The 21,009-nt window shown below is 47.4% G+C and carries 11 protein-coding genes; 1 reads left to right on the forward strand and 10 read right to left on the reverse strand.

The window, feature by feature from the left end; translation table 11 throughout:
* Positions 1 to 50: 50 nt before the first annotated feature.
* The gene (locus FSB84_RS03270) at positions 51 to 1,508 is read right to left on the reverse strand and encodes a sodium:solute symporter (protein ID WP_130542922.1); all 1,458 of its coding nucleotides are present in this window, start codon (positions 1,506 to 1,508) and stop codon (positions 51 to 53) included.
* Positions 1,509 to 1,639: 131 nt separating this feature from the next.
* Here FSB84_RS03270 and FSB84_RS03275 point away from each other — a divergent pair, with 131 nt between their 5' ends.
* Positions 1,640 to 2,179, forward strand: a complete 540-nt coding sequence (locus FSB84_RS03275) for an LOG family protein (RefSeq protein ID WP_130542921.1) — start codon at positions 1,640 to 1,642, stop codon at positions 2,177 to 2,179.
* A 73-nt stretch (positions 2,180 to 2,252) separates the two neighbouring features.
* Here the strand turns inward: FSB84_RS03275 and FSB84_RS03280 are convergent, their stop codons facing one another.
* From FSB84_RS03280 to FSB84_RS03320, 9 genes are all read right to left on the reverse strand, one after another.
* The gene (locus FSB84_RS03280) at positions 2,253 to 2,834 is read right to left on the reverse strand and encodes a hypothetical protein (protein ID WP_130542920.1); all 582 of its coding nucleotides are present in this window, start codon (positions 2,832 to 2,834) and stop codon (positions 2,253 to 2,255) included.
* 33 nt (positions 2,835 to 2,867) lie between these two features.
* Positions 2,868 to 4,277 (reverse strand): FAD-binding oxidoreductase, encoded by a 1,410-nt coding sequence (locus tag FSB84_RS03285; RefSeq protein WP_225979969.1) that lies wholly within the window; start codon positions 4,275 to 4,277, stop codon positions 2,868 to 2,870.
* Between the two features lie 297 nt (positions 4,278 to 4,574).
* Positions 4,575 to 6,212 carry a glycosyltransferase family 39 protein gene (locus FSB84_RS03290; RefSeq protein WP_130542918.1) on the reverse strand — a complete coding sequence of 546 codons (1,638 nt, stop codon included), beginning with the start codon at positions 6,210 to 6,212 and terminating at the stop codon, positions 4,575 to 4,577.
* Positions 6,213 to 6,341: 129 nt separating this feature from the next.
* A complete protein-coding gene (locus FSB84_RS03295) occupies positions 6,342 to 7,541 on the reverse strand; it encodes an acyltransferase family protein (protein ID WP_130542917.1) in 1,200 nt (399 codons plus the stop codon).
* Between the two features lie 12 nt (positions 7,542 to 7,553).
* Complete coding sequence (locus FSB84_RS03300) at positions 7,554 to 8,294, reverse strand: TolC family protein (protein ID WP_130542916.1); 741 nt, start codon at positions 8,292 to 8,294, stop codon at positions 7,554 to 7,556.
* Positions 8,295 to 8,297: 3 nt separating this feature from the next.
* A complete protein-coding gene (locus FSB84_RS03305) occupies positions 8,298 to 9,815 on the reverse strand; it encodes an O-antigen ligase family protein (protein WP_130542915.1) in 1,518 nt (505 codons plus the stop codon).
* A gap of 112 nt (positions 9,816 to 9,927) precedes the next feature.
* A complete protein-coding gene (locus FSB84_RS03310) occupies positions 9,928 to 11,094 on the reverse strand; it encodes an acyltransferase family protein (RefSeq protein ID WP_130542914.1) in 1,167 nt (388 codons plus the stop codon).
* Between the two features lie 26 nt (positions 11,095 to 11,120).
* Positions 11,121 to 13,328, reverse strand: coding sequence for a GumC family protein (locus FSB84_RS03315; RefSeq protein WP_130542913.1), 2,208 nt, complete (start codon positions 13,326 to 13,328; stop codon positions 11,121 to 11,123).
* Between the two features lie 114 nt (positions 13,329 to 13,442).
* Entirely contained in the window at positions 13,443 to 20,684 is a 7,242-nt protein-coding gene (locus FSB84_RS03320; protein WP_130542912.1) for a fibronectin type III domain-containing protein, read from the reverse strand.
* Positions 20,685 to 21,009 lie beyond the last annotated feature (325 nt).

The following is a 21,009-nucleotide window of genomic DNA, read 5'->3' on the forward strand; positions in this document are numbered from 1 at the left end:
GGAGCGTAGAGGGATGGCATTCTATTCATTTAAACGCAGTAACGGGCTATTTAGTTTACCCGGAGAGCGGCTTTTTTTGATACCAGCAGCAAACCGATAAAGGTGAGGCCGCCATTAATGATCAGGAGTTCCAGGCCAATCTCGAAATCCCCGAAAAGCGATTTCTGGAAAATATCGAGCACCAGGCAGATCAGGGGCGCCACCACACAAATAATGGGTGCCAACTGATCGTTCACCACACGTTTGGTGAGGATACCGAAACTGAAAAGACCCAGCAGCGGACCATAAGTGTAAGCCGCAATCTTAAGGATCACACCGATCATACTGTTATTGTTGATCCATTCAAATACCATCACAAAAAGGAGGAAGATCGCTGCAAAAATGAGGTGTGTACGCTGACGGATCTTTTTCTTCTCAGCATCGCTCCAGTCCTGTCTTCTCTGCATTCCCAGGATATCGATACAGAAAGAAGAAGTGAGAGCCGTGATAGCGCCATCCGCACTCGGGAAGAGTGCAGAGATCAGCGCGATGATGAATACCACGGAGATCAGCGGCGTCATATGGTTCAGCGCCACTTCAGGGAAGAGCTTATCGCCGGTGGCTGTGATGCCCTGCTGTGCCGCGTATATGTGCAGTAATCCACCCAATACCAGGAAGAGACCAATCACCACGAACATGATGATGCTCAGCGTTACCACATTCTTCTGTGCATCTTTGAGGGTTTTCACGGAGATATTCTTTTGCATCATCTCCTGGTCCATACCCGTCATAGTTATAGTAATGAAAGCCCCCGCCAATATCTGTTTGACAAAAAAGAATTTACTGTCGGGATTGGTGAAGAATACTTTGGAATAACCTTCCTCGCCCATGACGCTGAGACTTTGACCAAGGCTCATATCCATCTTGTTGAGAATGTAGATCACACACACTACAAGACCGAGCAGCATACAGGTGGTTTGAAGTGTATCTGTATACACGATGGTTTTCACACCGCCTTCATAAGTGTACAACAGGATCATCAGCAGGATGATCAGTGTGGTGGCCCAGAAAGGCACGCCGAAGCTGCTGAGGATTGTGTCCTGCAGGATCTTCACCACCAGGTACAATCGCGCTGTGGCGCCGAGCGTGCGGCTGAGGATGAAGAAAGAAGCACCGGTTTTGTACGATTTGAAACCAAGCCTTGTGCTCAGGTAATTGTAAATGGAAGTGAGATTGAGCTTGTAATACAACGGAAGCAAAACAAATGCGATCACCATATAACCGATAAAATAACCGATCATGATCTGGAAATACGCAAAGGATTCTTTTCCTACGGCACCGGGAACACTTACGAAAGTTACACCACTCAGTGATGTTCCGATCATACCAAAAGCCACCAGCATCCAATTGGAATTACGGTTACCGATGAAGAAAGAATCATTGTTAGAGTTACGGGAAGTGAAGTACGCTACCGCCAGAAGCAGCACAAAATAGCCTACCACGAATGTGAACAGCATGGAAGCCGACATAAGCTTAAAGAATTAATAGTGATCTTCTACAAAATTTTCGCGGGCTGAAGGTAGGAAAATTGTCACCAAAATTGCATACAATCCACTTACCTTAGCAAGAGTTTCAGATTGCTGAAACCAAAGACATCCATATGAAGATTGAATCTGTAGCGGTTTTCTGCGGATCTAAACCCGGACAACACCCCATTTACGCCCAGCATGCGGCAGAATTAGGAAAATTCATCGCCATCCTTGGACTCAAACTCGTGTATGGAGGCGGAAACAAAGGCCTGATGGGCACTGTAGCCAATGCAGTTCTCCTCAATGAAGGCAAGGTGATGGGCGTAATGCCCAAGATCCTCGTTGATTGGGAACAACAACACGAATCGCTTTCCGAGCTCGCCATCGTACCCGACATGCATACGCGCAAAAAGATGATGTACGATCTCTGTGACGCCGCTATCATCCTTCCCGGCGGATTCGGCACCCTCGACGAGCTTTTTGAAATGGTGACCTGGAACCAACTCAAGATCCACGATAAAAAGATCTATATCCTCAACTCCAACGGATTTTACAAACACCTGCTGGGACACCTGAACCAAATGCAGAAAGATGGCTTCCTCTATGAAGGCGTTACAGACAGGATCATCGTTTGTGATACACCAGTTGAGCTCTTCAACAAGATCGGATAAGATCTCACAACTCATAAAAGCAAAAGCCCTGAACAATTCAGGGCTTTCGTTTATCATCAATTCATTTGGATCATCAGAATCCTACATTGTAACCGAATGTATAGAAGGCCCTGTTCTGATAAGGCGAACGATCATTCTGCAAAAGATCGTACTGCACCATCGCAACAAAGGAACCCCTGCCTCCGGTTGGGATCACAGCGCCGGCGCCACCTAACAAAGAAGGCACTACCTGCGGATCAAGTTTGGCCTGCGTTCCATCGGTATACTTTATCTTACCCCAAACATAGTTTGCTTCAGGTTGCAATTGCAACAGGATGTAATCGATCGGATAAACCCTTCCGAAAATATTCAAGCCGGCATTTCCGTACGTCTCCTTGTAATCCGCGCCTACATTGTATCTGCGCTTGTAGCTGGAGTAGAGGAAATTCACACCACCACCAGCAGCGAGATACCTGTTGAAACGATATCCGATCTGCGGAGACACATTCACCAATGTATAATCGCCAAAGCTCAAACCGAAGTTGCCTCCGAAGAAAAGGTTATCCCTGTTGAAACCTTTCTGAGCAGGAGGTTCTTCCACCGGCCGTTGCTGTGCCTTTACAGCCAGTGTGCCAAACAATAAAAAGGCAGCCAATGCAAAATGCTTCATTGCCATATTGATGTAGTTGAGTGTAAGCGCCGGGCTGAACTACAGGTCGAAAATCTTTCCTGCGTTCAGGATATTATTAGGATCGAAGGTTTTCTTGATGCCGCGCATCAGTTGCAGTTGCGTTTCATTGAACACAATATCGATATAATTCTTCTGGATCAGACCAATACCGTGCTCGCCACTGATAGTTCCCCCCAGTTTATGCACCAGGGCAAACAATGCTTTGATACCGGCTATCAGCTGCGGATCATCAGCGCTGTTGGCAACACCTTCTTTCTTGATGCGGATATGCAGGTTACCATCACCGGCATGTCCGTAACAAACAGCTTTGAATCCGTATTCTATCCCCAGCGCTTTTACGCCACGGATCAATCCGGGCAGCTCTGCTCTGGGCACCACGGTATCTTCTTCCACTGTATAGCCATCCACTTTTACAGCTTCGGCTGTTCTCCGGCGGAGTTTCCAGAGTTCCGCTTTCTGTTGTGCGTCATCCGCAAAATACACTTCACCTGCCTCATATTCTGTTAAGAGCGTGCTAATTGCCTCCATCTCCACCATGAGGGTATCCAGATGGTTGCCATCCACTTCAATGATGAGATGCGCAGCAGTATCATCAGTTACAGGTACTACAGCGCTGTCTACAAATTTACTCACGATCTTCAATGCATCGATCTCCACCAGCTCCAATGCAGAAGGCGTGAAGCCCGCACGGAAGATAGCGCTCACTGCTTCACCTGCTTTTTCAAGGCTCTGGAAAGGCACCAGCATCAGCAGATCATATTTAGGAAGAGGGATCAGCTTCAAAACGATCTTGGTAACAATGCCCAGTGTGCCTTCGCTACCAACTACCAATTGCGTGAGGTTGTAACCGGTAGAATTCTTCAGCACATTGGCGCCGGTCCAGATGATCTCTCCGGTTGGCAGCACCAGTTCAAGGTTCAGTACGTAATCCTTTACCACACCATATTTCACGGCTTTGGGACCACCACTGTTCTCTGCAATATTACCACCAATGAAACAGGACCCGCGGCTACTGGGATCAGGAGGATAGAAGAGCCCTTTTTCTTTCACTGCATTCTGCAACACTTCCGTGATCACACCAGGTTCTGTGATCACCTGCAAATTCCTTTCATCGATATGAACAATGGAATTCATGCGGTCAGTAGAGATCAGCACACCACCGAGATTTGGCAGCGCACCACCACTAAGGCCTGTACCTGCGCCACGGGGCGTAACAGGAATACGGTCTTTGTTACAGATCTTCATCACTGCTGAAATCTCTTCAGCTGTTCTTGGTCTCAATACAACTTCGGGGGGGAAGAGCAGGTGTTCGGTTTCATCATGCCCGTAATTGTTGAGCGATTCTTCATCCAGCAACACATATTGCTCTCCAACGATCTGCCGGAATGCATCGATATGCGTTGCAGTCAGGGTTCCTTTAATTGCCACAGTCTCCATTTTTTTCCTGGGGTGGTTAAAATTTGGTCAATAATGCTGTTTATTGAAAAACGGACTCAAAAATCGGTTAAAAGCGGCAAATAATACCGGTTTTTTTATGCTCGCCGGGGTATGCTGTATGCGGGCTGTAAAACATACCGTCGCGGGAGAATGAATATGAACGTTTGTTTGGAGAGATGGGACCGTAGCGCTGATGCAGCTTCTGCGCTTATGTTTTGAAGGCCCGCATACAGCATACCTCCGGCTCATTCCGCTGGAGGTGTAACTGGAGAATGTGCTGATTATGTGTTATGGCGTTTTATCCGCGGCTGCGTTTTGAGGCAATGCTGTTGTATCGGTGGCAGGCTTGATGATCAATATTTCAGGGTCATTGGGATGAAGAAGAAAGATATTTTTTGAATACAGCTGCATCAGGGAATCCACATAAGGAGTTTCAGGACGCGCACTCATGCTGTTGACATCGGGATAAAGGAAAAGCCTTCCCCCTTTTTGAAAACTGCTGGTGATAATGCTGTCCACCGCAGGCCTGAGTTGCGGATTGGCAGGCACTTCCGTAACATTGGACCTGGTGAAGTATTCAAGAAAGTCTTTTAAGATCCAGCCTTGTTGCAGCAATACAACATCGTTCTCTTTTACGGTATTTTCTATAGGACGCACTTTGAGATAATACCAGTCGTGGCCCAGGTCCTGCAACCATCGGATACTTCCGAAATAGTTCACAACAAATAGTGTGATGCTGCAGATCAATCCTACAGTGGTATTGCGAAGACCGAAAGGAAAACCGGTAATGGACAAAGTGCCCAATAACAATAACCAGAGCAAGACCGTCTGAAAGATCCAGAATTCGAGGATCTCCGGCATCCATACGCAGAAGAATGCGGAGTACACAGCGCCGCAGACTACAAGTGGCGGGATCACTGATGGCCAGGTTTTGCGGATGGTCTTGTATTTTCTGATGAAGCGGACAATCAATATGAGCATCGTCACGGCCAGTAAGAGCGTGAGCAGGGAAAGCAGAATGGCTGTTCCCTGGCTGATATGACGGGCCAGGAATATTTCATCGTGAAGGGAATGAACTGACTGCAGCTTCTCGAAATAACTGTCTATGCCTGGCAGCCTGAACACGAAATGTCCGCCCACAAAAGCATGCGTGAAACCGGTGAATACATAGAAAGGAGTTTTTACGCCGGGCGCCTGCCAGTAATCATGATGTTTGGTATAGCCTTGCATCCAACCGGTCCATTGCTCCAGCGAATCCTGTCCGGCCACTACCCATCCCATTAAGAAATAAGTGCCGCCTACCAGGATCAGTCCGGTTACAGCGTAAGTAATGAAGGAAGGCATGAATGCGAGTTGTTGCCGACGGGTCCAAAGAATGTAAATGATCACTACAGCAAACAGGATATGCAACTGGTGGAACAAAGTGGCGAGGCAGTGCAGCACTGCAACTAACCAAAGGTCTTTCTTGGAGAAAGAAGGTGAAGTGAGTTTGTATAAGGATGCCAGCAGGAACATCATCGCCGGCGCATATACCTCGATGTTAGCACTGTAGAACCACATGCCATAAGAGAACGCGATCACGGAAGAGAACACTACGGAAGGCCATGGCTTCCAGTTGAAACGCCAGCGGAAAAAACTGTACACGATAGCCATACTAACACTGCCGCACACTGCCGTAAATGCTTCCACCAGGTAATAATCTTTGATGCCCGGAAAGATAGCCTGTGTGAATTGCAACCAGTACCAGGCAGCATAATGATATAAAAGGTGATGCGGATGGCTCAGGTTTTCACCGCCTTTGATAATACCGTTGAGATAGCCAATGGAATCATGCGGCCCTGAGAAATTGGCGGCCAGTGTTACGAGGAACAATAATAAGGATCCGGCAAATACAAGTAGCTGCTCCGGAATTTTCGGATGCTTCATTTTTTACATAAGTTTCATGAATCACTACTCACAATTTCTCAGGCTGGTTTCTGACAACTACTATATTCAGGGCTAAGCTAACTCAGGTATAGAACATTGGTTTGAGGGGTGACTGCAAGTTAATGCGCATTATTTAGTAATAAAAGCAAATCGGTCTTTTAATTGCAGGAACCATTTCTCAAAAAGGTGGTAGGAAGCGATACTGATACCGATGGAAAGTGGCAATGCGATGATCGCCTGCGCAAATGCCGTTCCGAGCATACGCTGGTCCAGTCCGAGTTTCAGCACCACTTTCGTGGAAATATAGATCGCTAATAAATGAAGACAGTATAATCCGTAAGTATATGTACCTAATTTTGTGATCAGCTTCCACCTGCCCAGTTTGAAGAAGCTGTTCACAGCATAATTCTGCTCCAGGATGATCATTCCAAAGAAAAGCCCGATCACCAGGCGCTCAAAAATAATGGGGATACCGGCAGGAAAAATATGACTCTTGAAAAGGCTCAGCAACACAGCTCCCACGTAAATCAATGCTATTACAGGTTTCCGCATATTGGTGACCCAGCTCAGGAATTTGTTGGGGAAGGAACAGAGCCAGGCCAGCAGCCCGCCCAGGGCCATATCTCCGATCACGGAGAAAGTGTGAAAATACCTGACCGCATAATCATGATCGTTATCTGCTGTATAAAAACTCCTGAAGATCAGGGAGCCCAACATGATAAGCAGGAACACATACTTGTAAAATCTCATCGGCACAATACGAAGAATCAATGGCCAGGTGAGATAGAACTGTTCTTCCACGGCAACGGACCATAACACTGAAACCAGTACAGCCTCAGGATGCTCCGGCCAGATGCGCATGTATTCAAAGTTCGCAGCAAATATCACATAGTACCAGGGATCTACCCTTTCCACATATGCTTCCCCTCCCATCTGTTTCAACATCGGGAAGAGAATGAATGCGATGGCCAGGCAGAGATAATACAGAGGCCAGATACGCAGTATCCTTCTCACATAGAAATTACCCACATGAATAGTACCGGTGAGCTCACGTTCGCGGATCAGCAGGTAAGTGATCAGGAATCCACTCAACACGAAGAAGAAATTCACGCCCAGTGAGCCATACTGGAAAAGAAAACGGATCCCTTCGGAAGCATTCGGATTTGTTCCGTTGATATAGGGATAAGTAGTCATGTACCAGTGAAAAAGGAACACTACAAAAAACGACAGGAACCTCAACCCGTCGAGGTTCGGGAAGAACACACGCGCTTTGGCCTGGGCAGGCGCCGGCGACGTTAAAGGAGTGATGGCAGATATTGACTGGCTCATGGACAGGACGGTTTATTTTCTTGGAAGCACATCATCGATATTCACGCCGATCTGCAGCTCCAGTTCATATTTCGATACATTGAAATTCCTCAGCATCTCAGCTCTCGTGATCAGTTGGTTGTAATAGGCTGTCTCTACTGTTTTGAAAGCTTCTGCAGTGATGGTGCCATCGGCAAAATCCTTCTCAGCCAGTTTGTATTCTGTGTATTCGCCCTGCGTGATGCGTACCTGCAGGTCATATTTTTCCTTATGCATCAGGTAATCTTCATAGGCGCTGAGCACGTCACGACGAATGGTGCGGTAGCGCTGATTTTTTTCAGCTTCCGCGATATAAATATTCTCGCGGGCCACTTTCACATCATTGCTTCTTGCAGAGAAGAAATCGAAAGGAAGCGTGAGACTGAAATTGTACCTGGGAAAGAACAAACCACCGTTGAGATTATTCGGATTGGAGCTACCACTATTGCCCAGGTCCTTGATGGAAAGCTCGTTCAGGTTACCGGAAGCAGCAAAAGCATTGAGCCAGGACCCTTTTGCTTTCTTGAGATTCCTTTCGGCGATGGTCACTTTTCTATCGGCGATCTCATAATTGGGGTTCTGCAATGCAAGCTGAACCAGTCTTTCCCTGATGTCTACCGGTCTTACAGTGTCCAGGTTGGAATGATAGGTTGAAGCATTTCTCCCGGCGGGGTTTTGAGCGATGGCATTCATCGCAGCCAGCATAAAAACGGCGGCTATTAGTGATTTCATCATGATCTATGTTTTTTCTTCTGCGGTTTGAGATGGATAAGCATTATCATCATATTGCGGCATCTTGATCAGCAATGCCAGCACTGAATAAAAGTATAGTACACTGGGATATTGGCCGATGGCCAGCTGCGAGAATTGCGCCACCATCAGCGTAAAGATGGAAACAAAATGGCATAGATGCAAGGCCTTGAGCTCGGGATCGCGCAGGCGGTAATAACTCCTGATACCCGTTCGCAGGATCGCAAAGTAAAAGAGCAGCAGCAATCCCAGTCCGATCGGTCCCTGTTCCATCATGGTTTGCATGAAGCCGCTATCAGGCGGAATGATGCTCATCGGATGGCCGGGATGGTAGAACTGTCCCATATTTCCGGAAGAGTTGAGACCGCCTCCTATCGGGTGTCTGTAGGCGTAAGGCTGCACGATCTTACGGTTCATGTCCCTCGCCATGGCTGACGGATCTTTCGATCCTTCAAACGTAGACCGGAGGCGATTAATGATCATATTGTCGTAGATCGGCGCCACCAGCAGTCCGATGATCATGAACCCGAATACACCGGCAAACAGCATTGTCTTTTTCTCGTACAGATTCAGCACCACGTAGAACACCATACCAGCTACGATCATCAATGTACCTGTACGGGTGCCGGTATAGCTGGATGCCATGAAATGAATGGCGGTCAATACCCAGAACAATACCTTCTGCCAGGTTTTGGTAGCGCGCAATGCCAGTACAATCATCATCACACAGGAACAGGAATACAGGATACCTGCCGCCGCGGGGTCCGACAATAATCCGAACCTCCTGATGAAACCGAAGTTCACAAAGAGCGCATATCTTTTTTCATCCGCCATCAGCCACACCTGCTCATAGTGTGCAAAGCCAAGCCATTGCTGCTGGCAGGCATGCAACGCATTGATGGTGCTCAGTACAACCCAGAACCAGGTGAACTGAACAATCATCTTTCTTGAATTGAGGAAACAGTAACTGATATAGAAAAAAGCTACAAAGCTCACCTGCTTTCTGAAGAAATTGAACCAGCCGAACACGCTCTTTCCGGATGGATTGCCCAGCTGAATGATGTAGAAGCCAACCAGCACCAGCATCCAGACAGAGATCGCATTGGTCCAGAACTTCGTATTGATCTCTTTTCTCAACTGCTGCTTGGTGAGCACTCCCAGCATGGCCAGGTAAGCGAGATATTCAGGTATCAGGCCGGTAGGTATCGGCGTGGCGGAATTGCTCAGCCGCGCCGGCATCATCATGAACAAGGTAGTGGCGTAGGCTGCATAGAAACCGAACAATGGATAAACGATACAGAGTCCGCACAACAACAACACACCCAGCAAACCCACGATCATCACACTCAGCTTTATATCCACCACTACGGTGATATAACTCATGAGTATGGCTACCAGTCCCATCAAACCGAATCCCAGCGGGGTATTCAGCTTTTTGGTCACCAGGTGGTAGCGCAGGGTTTCCGTCAACGCGCCCTTCGTTCTATTGAACAGGTTCTTTTCCATGTTTATCAGAAGAACAGGAATTTAACGAACATGCCAAGACAGAACACAATGGCGAATAAGGTACTGATCAACTCAAATGTCTTGTAAGGATTTTGATTCTCCTTTTCCATGATCATTTATTTAAATTTTCCTTCGGTACAACAACTTCTCTCGTGAAATACTGTGTGGATGCCTGCGATTTCTTCTTCGCCGCATCTTCATCCTTTAAAGTGAATATCCATACAAAGCCCAGTTTCTTGGAAACATTGAACATGATCATCGGGATGATCACTCCCAGTGGCCAGATGGTGAACTGCAATAACGGAATGCTCTCGATATGCAGGTAACGCACAAACACGATTCTCAGCCCGGCTGTTACCATCAGGTGCGCCACATAGATGTACAATGCATGATAACCAACCACCCTCAACCATCTCAGTACATTGAAACGCTGCAGCATGAACGACAGGTGTATCATGAACAGACCGCCAATGATGGCGGAGAAGAAGAATATATCCTGACGCTGGTGCTGCACATAAAAATCGAACTCTTCAGGATGGGCCAGGTTCAGCTTTGTACAATACCATTCAACTGCGGCAAATATGGGCAGGATGATAAAAGTGGTTTTGAAAGATGATAACCATTTATGATGCTTTTCATCCAGCACAATATTGTGCAATGCGTCCCCTACTGCAAAGAACAGGTAGTAGAAGGTAACGCCGCTTAAGAAACCTATATGGATATTTTGTTTATGACAGTAAGTTGCGATGCAGTAAAGCACTACTCCCAATACCAGCTGATGTTTGGAAGTGAACTTCGCATACCAGGTGGTAAGGGCGTAGATCAGGCTCACAAAGAACAGCGCATTCAGGTACCAGAACTGTTCCAGCTTGCGCGGATCGAGAATAAGGTTCAGGTAATCGAATGGCGTACGGTTGGCATTCACTCCCACCCCTGCAAATAACATCTGAAGCGTGATCTGCAGGCCACCCCAAAGAAGCAGCGGGTACATCACTGTTTTGAATTTTGCATTCAGGAAATCGCCGATCCCTTTTTTGAAAAGGGTAACGGCAAAGAATGCGCCGGCGATCATGAAGAACAGTGGCATACGGAACCCCATTGTGAACACGTCCACGATACGGATGCCCGGATAGCTGTAAGATCCCACTCCCACATTGGCAATGCCCTCAAATGTATGTCTGTACACCGGCATCAGAATACAGATACCCTTCGCATAATCCATCCATGGGTTACGGCTGCGACCAAGGATCTTTTCAGCATTAAACAGAGAATTGATCACGATAGAACAGGTTTATGGATTAACAATTACAACTCCATATTATCAGGCTCAACATTGTTCAGAACCGTTCCAATGAATTTTCCTTCTGTGCTTCTTAAATATTCTATGGAGTCCTTATCAGTTTGCTTAAGTACGGATTTGGCATCAAACACTGCGATGATGGCTTCCGCGTAGCGGGCCAGCTCTTTACTGTCTGCATGCTCATTGAGTGAAGCACCTTCAATGATTACGAAATCGTAACGTTCTGCAACCTTGCCGATATTATCCAGCAGGTTGTTCTTTGGAAGCACTTCGGAGGGTGTATGGTTACCTTCCGGACAACCGATCAGATCGGTATGCGGAATGGGGGTCATGCTGGTAATGCCCAGGAATTTCTCCACGGCTGCATCTTTCTCTCCCACACTGAACTGAGTGAGCGCAGGCTTGGCTTCAAACATCCTGGTAAGTGCATTATTGCTGAAGTTGGCATCTATCAGCAATACTTTTTTCTTCGTAATGCTGAGGCTATGGGCAAGCGCCTCGATCACGGTTGTTTTTCCCTGTCTGGACTGTGTGCTGGTAACAAGGAATATTTTCTTTCCACTTCTTTCCATTTCATATCTCAGCTTGCGAAGGTTTTCCACAAAGAGATTGTCCTCATCCTTGCGGTTGGGATCTCCGTCAAAGTTGAGATGGTCTTTCAGCGCTCTCTTTTTGAGATCGATCCTGTTGAGCGAGCTCAGCAGTTTCAATTTGGTGACGCGCGTAAAGATGGAAGGTGTTTTGAAAGAACTATCGAGGAACTCGAGGCCCAGCAATACGATAGAGGAAAGGAAGAAAATGAGGATCCCGCTCATGCCCATGATAATAGTGCGGCGTGCAGGCTCTGCGCGGTAAGCAGGCTGACCTACCATCGTTTGTTTAAAATTGTTCTCGGGGTTCACATCCAGGTCCAGGGAGGCCTGCAGGCTTTTCTTCAGCGCTTCATATTCCTGTGATGCGATGCGGAGCTCTTCCTCTTTCGCTTTCAGGATCACTTCTTCACCTCCACCGGTAGTGGTCATGGCTTCATATTGTGCTTTCTGTGCACTGAACAATCTCACATTCTGCTCTGCTGCAAGTATTTTTTGTTGCAATTCCACTTTTCTATCTACCAGCTCAGACTGGCGAACGGCAGATTTTTCTGCGGCCCTTTCGCGGCTGCCACTGGCAGTAGGCGCTACGGATTGCATCTTGCGCACATTGGCGTCGATCTGTGTCTGGATCGTTTTCACTTCATCATCAGACTTACCGCCTTTCTGCAATTCCAGGTTTTCATTTTCTCTTTTGAGCCGGAGATATTCCGCATTGTTGTTCACCACCGGAGCGCTGCCACCTGAAACAAATGAACGGAGCTGTGTTTCCACGGCCGTCAGTTCACCGCGAAGATTATTGAGCTTGGCCATTTCCTGCTGGAAATTGGAAGTCATTTCCTGTACCACACCCATCGCTGCCGATGCACGGTCTGCCACATTGGGCGTTCCGATCCTTGCGCGGAAATCGCGGAGCCTGGCAGTGAGATCATCCACTTCCCTTTTCTTGGAACTGGTGAGACTGTCGAGCTTGGCCGTTGACTCCTGTGCACGGGTACCATAAATATTATTGAAGAAACGAATGAACTGCTCGCCGATGGTGTTCACCACATACGCTGAAAGCAGCGGATTCTCCGATGTATAGGCGATATTGATGAAGTCTGTACTCTGTATGCGGCTGAATGCGATCTTATTGTTGAGGGCCTGATCGTTATACCCATAAAGAAGAATAAGGTCATAGATCTTTTTTTCTTCCGGGTCGTAAGCAGAGATAATGCTCATGTCTGCGATCCTGCTGCGGAGGATGGATTTGGCATTCTCAAAATTCACCACTTTGTAAACATCCTGCGATTTTTGCTCTTCTGTGAGTACGCGGAAAGGATGAGCATCTTCGAGATCATGCAGAAGCAGCTTGTAAGACAGCATGCCCATTACCTTCGGAGAGCGGAAGGTTTCGAATACGTTGTTGAATCGAAGATCGATCTCAAAGATGTTGAGGTTGCCATCATCTTTGATCCTCACTTTCTGAGCCATTGTAAATCCCGTCGAGTACTGGGATACGGAGAGATAAGATTTTTTCTGTGTCAATGTAAAAGCAAACCCTGCCAGTAATCCGATCAATGTGCAAAAAGCGATGACCCACTTCTTGCGTAGCAGTGAATGCCATAAGTACATCAGATCCATGAAAGTTTCATTTTTGTGTTTCAGTGAAAAAGGTACGCTGCGAATCTCTATGAACAAACAAAGAAGAACGAGGTGCCACTTTCTTCTGACACCTCATTCTTCTGGATAGAACTGTTATTTCTTTTCTGCTCTCAACATCTTGGTTGCCGCAACAGGTTTACCGTTAACCACCAGGGTCACCATGTAAATGCCTGTTCCAAGCGAGCCTTCATTGGTATTGATACGAAGGGTATTCATTCCTGCCGGCATTTGACCGTAAGCACGTCTGTAAACCAGTCTGCCGCTCATATCGTACATATCCACTCTCACCTGGTTGGAAGCCACTGCATTATTGAAATCGATGCTGATAAAGTCATTGAACGGATTCGGATAAGCCTTGATGGCAATTTTATCCGCCAGCTGAACATTATCGGCCAAAGGTTGCAGTGCCGCCTTGTCCTCGGTTACAGCTCCTGCAGGCTGATCAGGATTTCCTGTCACAACCATATTGGGCACTGCTCCACCGATCACATCATCATATGCTTCCACTATCATACCTGAGTTGAAGCCCCATACGCCTTCCTGTGTGGTAGAGAAGTCTATGAACACTTCACCATTCGCATCAGGTTGAACATTGCCGATGTACACGAATTTGGTTTTGTTCAGCCATGAGTTGAGGTATACTGACCTTCCGTTGATGGTGTAGGTGGCAGTATAGTTGCCGTAGAACCAACCCTGGTCTCCCATGCTTCCGATGAATCCGAAGCGATAACGCTTGTTCTGGTTCAGGCCGCTCACCTTCAGAGTAGATACCTGTGTATTATCCAGCCAGTAGCAGCTTTGCAGTACTGCATCCGGTGCTATACCTGAGTTGTTGCCGGTATTGATACCTGCCACGTTCTCTCCGTTGAACGGATTAACGATAGAGATAGTCATTCCGCTCGGTTGTCCGCTCTGGTTCTTCAGGTTATTGAAGTCTGTTGGCAGGTTTGGCGTTTCGCCGGTATTATTCCATGGGAATCCTGCATTCGCCGTAGAGAAGTTGAAGTTCAGGTACACCAGTGATTGTGGTGTAACAGTCTTCGCACGATTACTGAAATCAGTGAAGGTTGCTCCAACTTTGGCTCTTACGCGGAACCAGTATCTGGTGTTCGGATTCAGACCGGTAACCCTGCGGGTAGTTGTATTGGCCCCCAGTGATACTGAATTCAGGTTCATTGTGAACAGTGAATCGGTTGCGCGTTGCAGTTCAAATCCGTCTGCTACATTCTCGTTACTCAGCCTGTCTGACCAGCTGAGGTCAACAGTATTGCGGTCCACCGGTTCTGCATAGAGGTTAGTAGGTCCCATCGGAGCCAGTGCCGGTGAGTATTCTTCGATCTGGATACCATTCAGTACCATGTAAGCTGCAGATCCGATCTTGGACACCTGCACATCTATTGTGTTCTGAGCATTCGGTGTAAGACCATTGAGGTTAGCTGACTGATTGGTATTGTTCCTTGCCTGCAATGTATCACTAACAGTGCCACCCACTACAACATACCTGTTGGTTGCATCTGAACCTTCGTTGATGCTGCCCACAAATACAAGGTTGTAACGTTTGGTCTGATCCAGGCCAGCGAACCTGATGGTCTTCGGACCTGAACCGGCATCGATGATACCGCTTGCCAGTACTGAATCAGGGAAGACTCCGGTATTGTTTCCGGTTCTGTGACCATTGCGGTTCACATCGCCCCATCCGTCTACTGTTGTAATACTGATGGTAGAAGCCACATTGTTCTCATCACGCAGGTTGGTCCTGTTGGATCCCGGGTTAGCCCATCCGTCCATATTCGTCCATGGAGCAGGAGCCGGTGTTGAAGATTGACCCAGGTTGATATAGAATGATCTTGTATTCTTATCAGCCACACCCACATTGATGGATTGAGTGGTTATGCCGCCCTTATCGTCTTCCGCACGGATAGTGATGGAAGAGAATCCGATATTATCGGCAGTGGGCGAAGCCACCAGACGGTAACTGTTAGCGCCCAGTTGTTGCAGGGCAATGAATCCTGGCTTGTTCAGTACAGACACCGTTACCACATCACCAGGATTGTCCGTTACAGTGAAGTCTTCATTCACAGTAGCATCTGTCTTGGCGAAGATATCAGCCAGTCCTGCCAGCACAGGTTTGTTGTTGGCAGTAGCGATATGAATGGTATCGCTGGTTGTGCCGTCGCCATGCTTGTTGGAACCAACTATATAATAATAGTAGTTATTGTATGGCTGTGTAGTGAGATCTGTGTATTCTGTTGCATCCACATTATTGGCGCCGGGGTTCAGCAGGGTGTAAGGACCAGCTTTGGCGCCTGCACGATATACCTTATAGTTCTGCTCATTGTAAGCTTTGTCTTCCCATGTGAGTTTCACACCGGTGTTGGCAATATCCTGGGCTGCGAGGTTGAGCGGCTTCACAGGAGTAGTACCATCGTCGAATGCAGCTTCTACAACCAGTGCGTTGAGGTAACCGCCGAGGTTGGTGGCAGCGTCTCCGATCATGGTGATGATAACTTCACCAGTTGGGCTCGGTTGTACCTGATAGATAGTATCGGTCACGTTCTGGTTGTTCCAGAATTTGATCTGTGCGGTCTCGTTACCGATCTTATAGGTAGTAGTGCTGTTCACTGTGAACTGACACCATGGGCATGTATTGCTTGCATAGAATACGAAGTTGTACTTCCTGTTATTGTCAAGGCCATATACACGCAGTCTGAGTGTATCATCGCCATCATTACCACCCCATCCGAGATAATCGCGCATTACATTGTCCGGGAATACACCGGAATTGTTGCCGCTGTTGTAACCGTCGCCACCAGTCCTGTTGTTGCTATTGGCGTTCATGCGCTGGATACCAACGGTGGTTACTTCATTCTTGATATTGCGGAGACCGCTCACATTGAAGTTGCTGCTCTTTGCATCCACATCATTCCACAGTGCAACGTATCCGTTGTAGTTCATCATATTGATCTGGATCTTGTCGTTCGGATCCAGCTCATTCACCGTTACAGTGATGTCTTTGCTGCTCCATGCGCCATAGCTGTCGTCAGAGATCAATGTGATATTGTATACGCCTGAAGCATTGTAGCTTGGCGCGAATGTGATGGAAGCGCGGCCGTTACCACTGTCTACCAGTGTGGCAAATGATGGCAGGTTGTTGGAATACCAAACGAGGTAGTCGTTACCATCATCATCATTGGATACCAGGTGGAGTTTCACCGGAGAAGCGCCTTCGTTCATGATCACATTGTTCACAGGGTTGATCACAGGCAGACTGTTGGAGTTCACCAGGATCGAGAAGGCGGTAGTATCAAATCCGTTGAAGCCGTCCGATACGATCACCTTAATAGTGTATGCACCCTGATCAGCCATAGACGGATTGAATACCATATTGGCTACACCATTGCTCAGGTTCTGGATCTGCGCAAAGTAAGGCAGCGGCTGGGCAGTGAATACCAGCGGATCGCCATCGGTATCTGTAGCATTCAATGTTATGGTGCGCGAAGTACCATAAGTCATAGAGAAGTCCATCACGCCCTGGATCACGGGAACTGAGTTCACCGTAGTGGCGAAGGTATTGTTGCTGTAAGCAGAAGGAGAAACAACTCCTTTTGCACGTACCCTGTAATAATAGGTTACGTTGGCAAAGAGTGATGAGTCTGTATATGTTTTGGTAGCGCCTGCACCGCCATCAACATTCGCCACAAGGCGGAAGTTATTGGTGTTACCCAGTGAGCGCCACACTTCAAATCCTGTTTCATCTGAAGACTGATCATTCCAGGTAAGCTTCACATTGTTGCCAGGCAACAGTTGCGCTGCCAGTCCTGTTGGAGCAAGCGGCGCTGAAGGAGCCACCAGGGTAGTATCCCAGGAAGGACCATAAGAGCCATTCATGATGGATTGGATACCAGGTGCTGTTAATGCAGTATTGATCACGAAGATCTGGTCCATCTGACCAACAAAATAATCACTGGAGGTTGCAGCACTGTTGAACACAGCATCAGAATTGTTGGTACCTGAATAACCCAGTCTTGAAGCGTTGTTTGCAGTACCTGACACACTGGTGAAATTCAGGTTGGTGATGCTGCTCACTTCCACGCCATTCAGGAACAGGCGCAGTGTATTCTCTCTGTACACAACAGCCACATGGTTCCAGTTATTGGTACCAAGCCAGTTCGCATTGCTGGCGAAGTTGGCAAGTGATTGCGTTGTACGTGTTCCCGCGCTGCTGGCAACACCATATTGCAGGCTGGTTCCGTTGAAGCGGAGACCAAGACCATTGCTGGAGTTACCGAAGTCGAAGATCACACGGTTATTGTAACTGGCAGAAGTTGGCCTGATCCACATGGCAACAGTACGCTGTGAATAACTGCCTTCGCTCGGGAATGCAGCGGAAGCACTGTTGTTCACAGTTGCATAGTTATTGGTGCCATTGAAGTTCAGTGAAGAACTGCCCTCTTTCTTATCGGTAGTGTTGTACGTAATGGTACCATTATAAGTGAGGTTGCGTGTTGAACCACCAGAAGCATTGTCGCCATTACCATTCACCAGCCAGTTGGCTTCAGTGTAGGTATTTGTATAGGCGGATTCACCACCGGCGCCAACAGCTCTTACCTTATAATAATATACAGTATTGGAAGTGAGGTTGGAATCAATATAGCTGGTTCCTGCAACAGTAGCAACAGGCACATAAGTTCCGTTGAGGGCGGGTGAACGAACCACTTCAAATCCGGTTTCGTTGTTGCTGTTGTCTGTCCAGTTCAGCTGCATCTTATTATGTGCAATGCCGGTTGCTTTCAGATTGGACGGAGCTGCAGGAGCAGTACCTGATACAGCATAGTTGCTGAAGTAAGCAGACAGCGGAACGTTTTGTTCGCTGAGACCTGCGTTGTTCCTCCAGGTGAGGCTCAGCGCCTGACCTGAACCGGTATTGTGATAATATGCAATTGCGATAGGATGCACGCCGGCAGCCAGGTAGATTGATCCTGTTTTAGCAGTTGCGCTGTGATTACCATCATGGTTGATCACTTCTGCAGTACCATAAGGACTACCTACGTAGAGGTTGGCGCCATCATTGGCGGTAAGACTGAAAGTATAGGTAGCAGATGTTGGTACCTTGATATAGCCCTCGAAAAGGATACCATAATTATCTGTTCTGTTTTGGATGCCTGAAATGTTCAATACGGTAGAACCATTGCTGATACCGGTTTTCACAATATTTGTGAAATTGAAATTAGGCAGGGATGTCCAGCCGGTTCCTTCAAAATATTTATAACTGAGACCATTAGCCGAGTAAGCTGTGGAAGCAGTTACCTGGTTGCTCGGAGCTGAAACGTTGCCTGCAGCATCGAGCGCTTTCACATAGATGGTATAGGTAACATTGCTGTCCAGGTTGCTCAGTGTAAACGATGTGCTGTTGGTAGTGTAAGATTTTGCACCATTGAGATAGATCTCATATTTTGTTACACCTACGTTATCCGAAGAAGCAGTCCATTTCAGGTATGCATAATTGGTAGCAGTGGCCTGTACGGTAAATGCAGAAGGAGCTGTTGGTGCGATGGCGTCCAGCTCTGTGGCTACACCCGCTTCATTGGAAACAACTGCTGCGCCAAATGCGCTCACAGCACGTACGATATAATAATAGGTTGTATTCGAAGTCAGTCCCTGATCCAGGTAAGAGAGCACATCCGGACCGGTAATGTGCAGAAGCGTATAAGGTCCGCCTTCTGTCTGGCTCCTGTAAATTTCATAGCCTGTTTCATTCTGGCCTGCATTAGGGTTCTCACTCCAGTCAAGCTGAATGCTTGTGAGTGAAGTAGCCACTGCAGTGAGGTTCTTGGCAGGGTCGGGTTTGGGACTGCCGCCGGAAGCGATCACTTTGAAATTGGGAGAAGGCAATGTTCCGCAACCAAACTCTTCCACCACTTTCGCATAATAGGAACCGGAAGGCACGTTGATAGTGCGGCTGGTGCCGATCTGCTGGTTATTGGAAGCATTGAACCACTGATAACCGAAGTAACCATCAGGTTGTTGAAGCGTGGTGGTATTGCTGCCATCAGGAGCAGGCAGCACATTGCTCTTCAATCCGAGTATGCTGATGTTCGGAGTTTGCGTAACAGGTTTTGGAGCAATCACAGCAGGCTTGGGGCTCCACGCAGACCAGGGGCCTGTTGCAGTGCGTCTGAAACGAACGCGGTAAACACCAAAAGATTTTACTGTGATATTGTTTCCTTCATAAGAGATGATAGAAGAACCATTAACAATAGTATTGGTATTGTTCTCACGTTTGGCAATCAGGTTGCCATCTTTTTCCCACTCATATGAAGCAAAGCCCGGCGTAATACCCAGTTTGGTATTGATAGCCGAGTCCGGACAAAAATCGCTTCGCTGGAAGAACACCAGCGGATTGGCTTTATGCAGATCATTCATCCACGGAACGAAATCAGGTTCAGCCCAGTGTGGGTCCCATACGGAGTGACCGAGATTAGCGTAGCGGGTCCAGCGGATATCGCCACCGTTCAGTTTATTGATATTATATGAAGAAGTAGCGTAACCAATATTTGGGTTGGTGTCTTTATCACCGGTTGCAAACCAAACCGGGATATGAATGAATTGTTGCCAGTTCTGGTTTCCGTTACCTGCTGCTGAAGGAGCAACTTTTGCTACGCGCTGGGGATAAGCACAGGCAAAAGACCAGGTAGCGGCGCCACCGTTGGACAAACCGGTAGAAAGTAATCTGTCTACATCCACTCGAGCATATTTCACCAGGGAGTCCACCACGCGGAGCACGAGGTCATAATAGTATGAGTAAGGAGCAGTACCCCAGTCGGACCAGCAGTTGGCTCCCGAATATACCTGGGGATAGATCAGGAAGCCATCGAACTTTCCGCTGTTCACTTTGTCGAGAAATGACTTACCGCCGTGTACCAGTTGTCTTTCGTTGTTATAAAGACCACCGTTGGAATTACAGCCAGGCTCACCCGCACCGTGGAAGAACACCATCGCCGGATATTTCTTGGAGGCACTGTCCGGGTTGGTATAACTGGTAGGGAACTTCAAACGGAAACACATTTTAAGTCCGTTGGCTCCACCGACATTGATGAAGTATGCCTTGTATGCAGAAGCGTTGAAGCTTCCGCTTCCGGTGCTGACACCTGACGATGCCACGCTCACCCATTTCTGCAAACCTTCAATGTTGGGGTTAGGGTTGGTTGAGGTTCCCAATGCACTGCCCGAGTTCCAACGAACCTGGGCGTCATTCGGGTCAAATACATTCTGCGCATGTGCCACCGCAATGCATAACAATGTACTCATTGTGGAGAGAAGTAAAGCTTTCTTCATAAAAAAGCAGTTAAGCGTTATTTGTAAACGTTAATCTAATTGCTGTAAAAGCGGTTTGACAATGAGGATATGTTTTCCGGGACTTCGTTAAGTTAAAGACTCAGAAAGGCATATTGGAGGAGATATTGTGGTGGTTTTCTCGCAGAATAATGAGGTAATCACAAGCAAGGTAATCCGAGGGATATCTGGAAGAGAGGCTTTCGTAGTAGGGTCAAAAATAATATAATTTTCTAAAGTGCGAAATTAATTAACATGCAAACCTCCGACAATAACCACTTCCGGGTATTTTTTTCAATTATGTCAAATAATTGCTTTTTTTGCAGAA

Origin of the sequence: Pseudobacter ginsenosidimutans (assembly GCF_007970185.1) — a bacterium.
GTDB lineage: Bacteria > Bacteroidota > Bacteroidia > Chitinophagales > Chitinophagaceae > Pseudobacter > Pseudobacter ginsenosidimutans.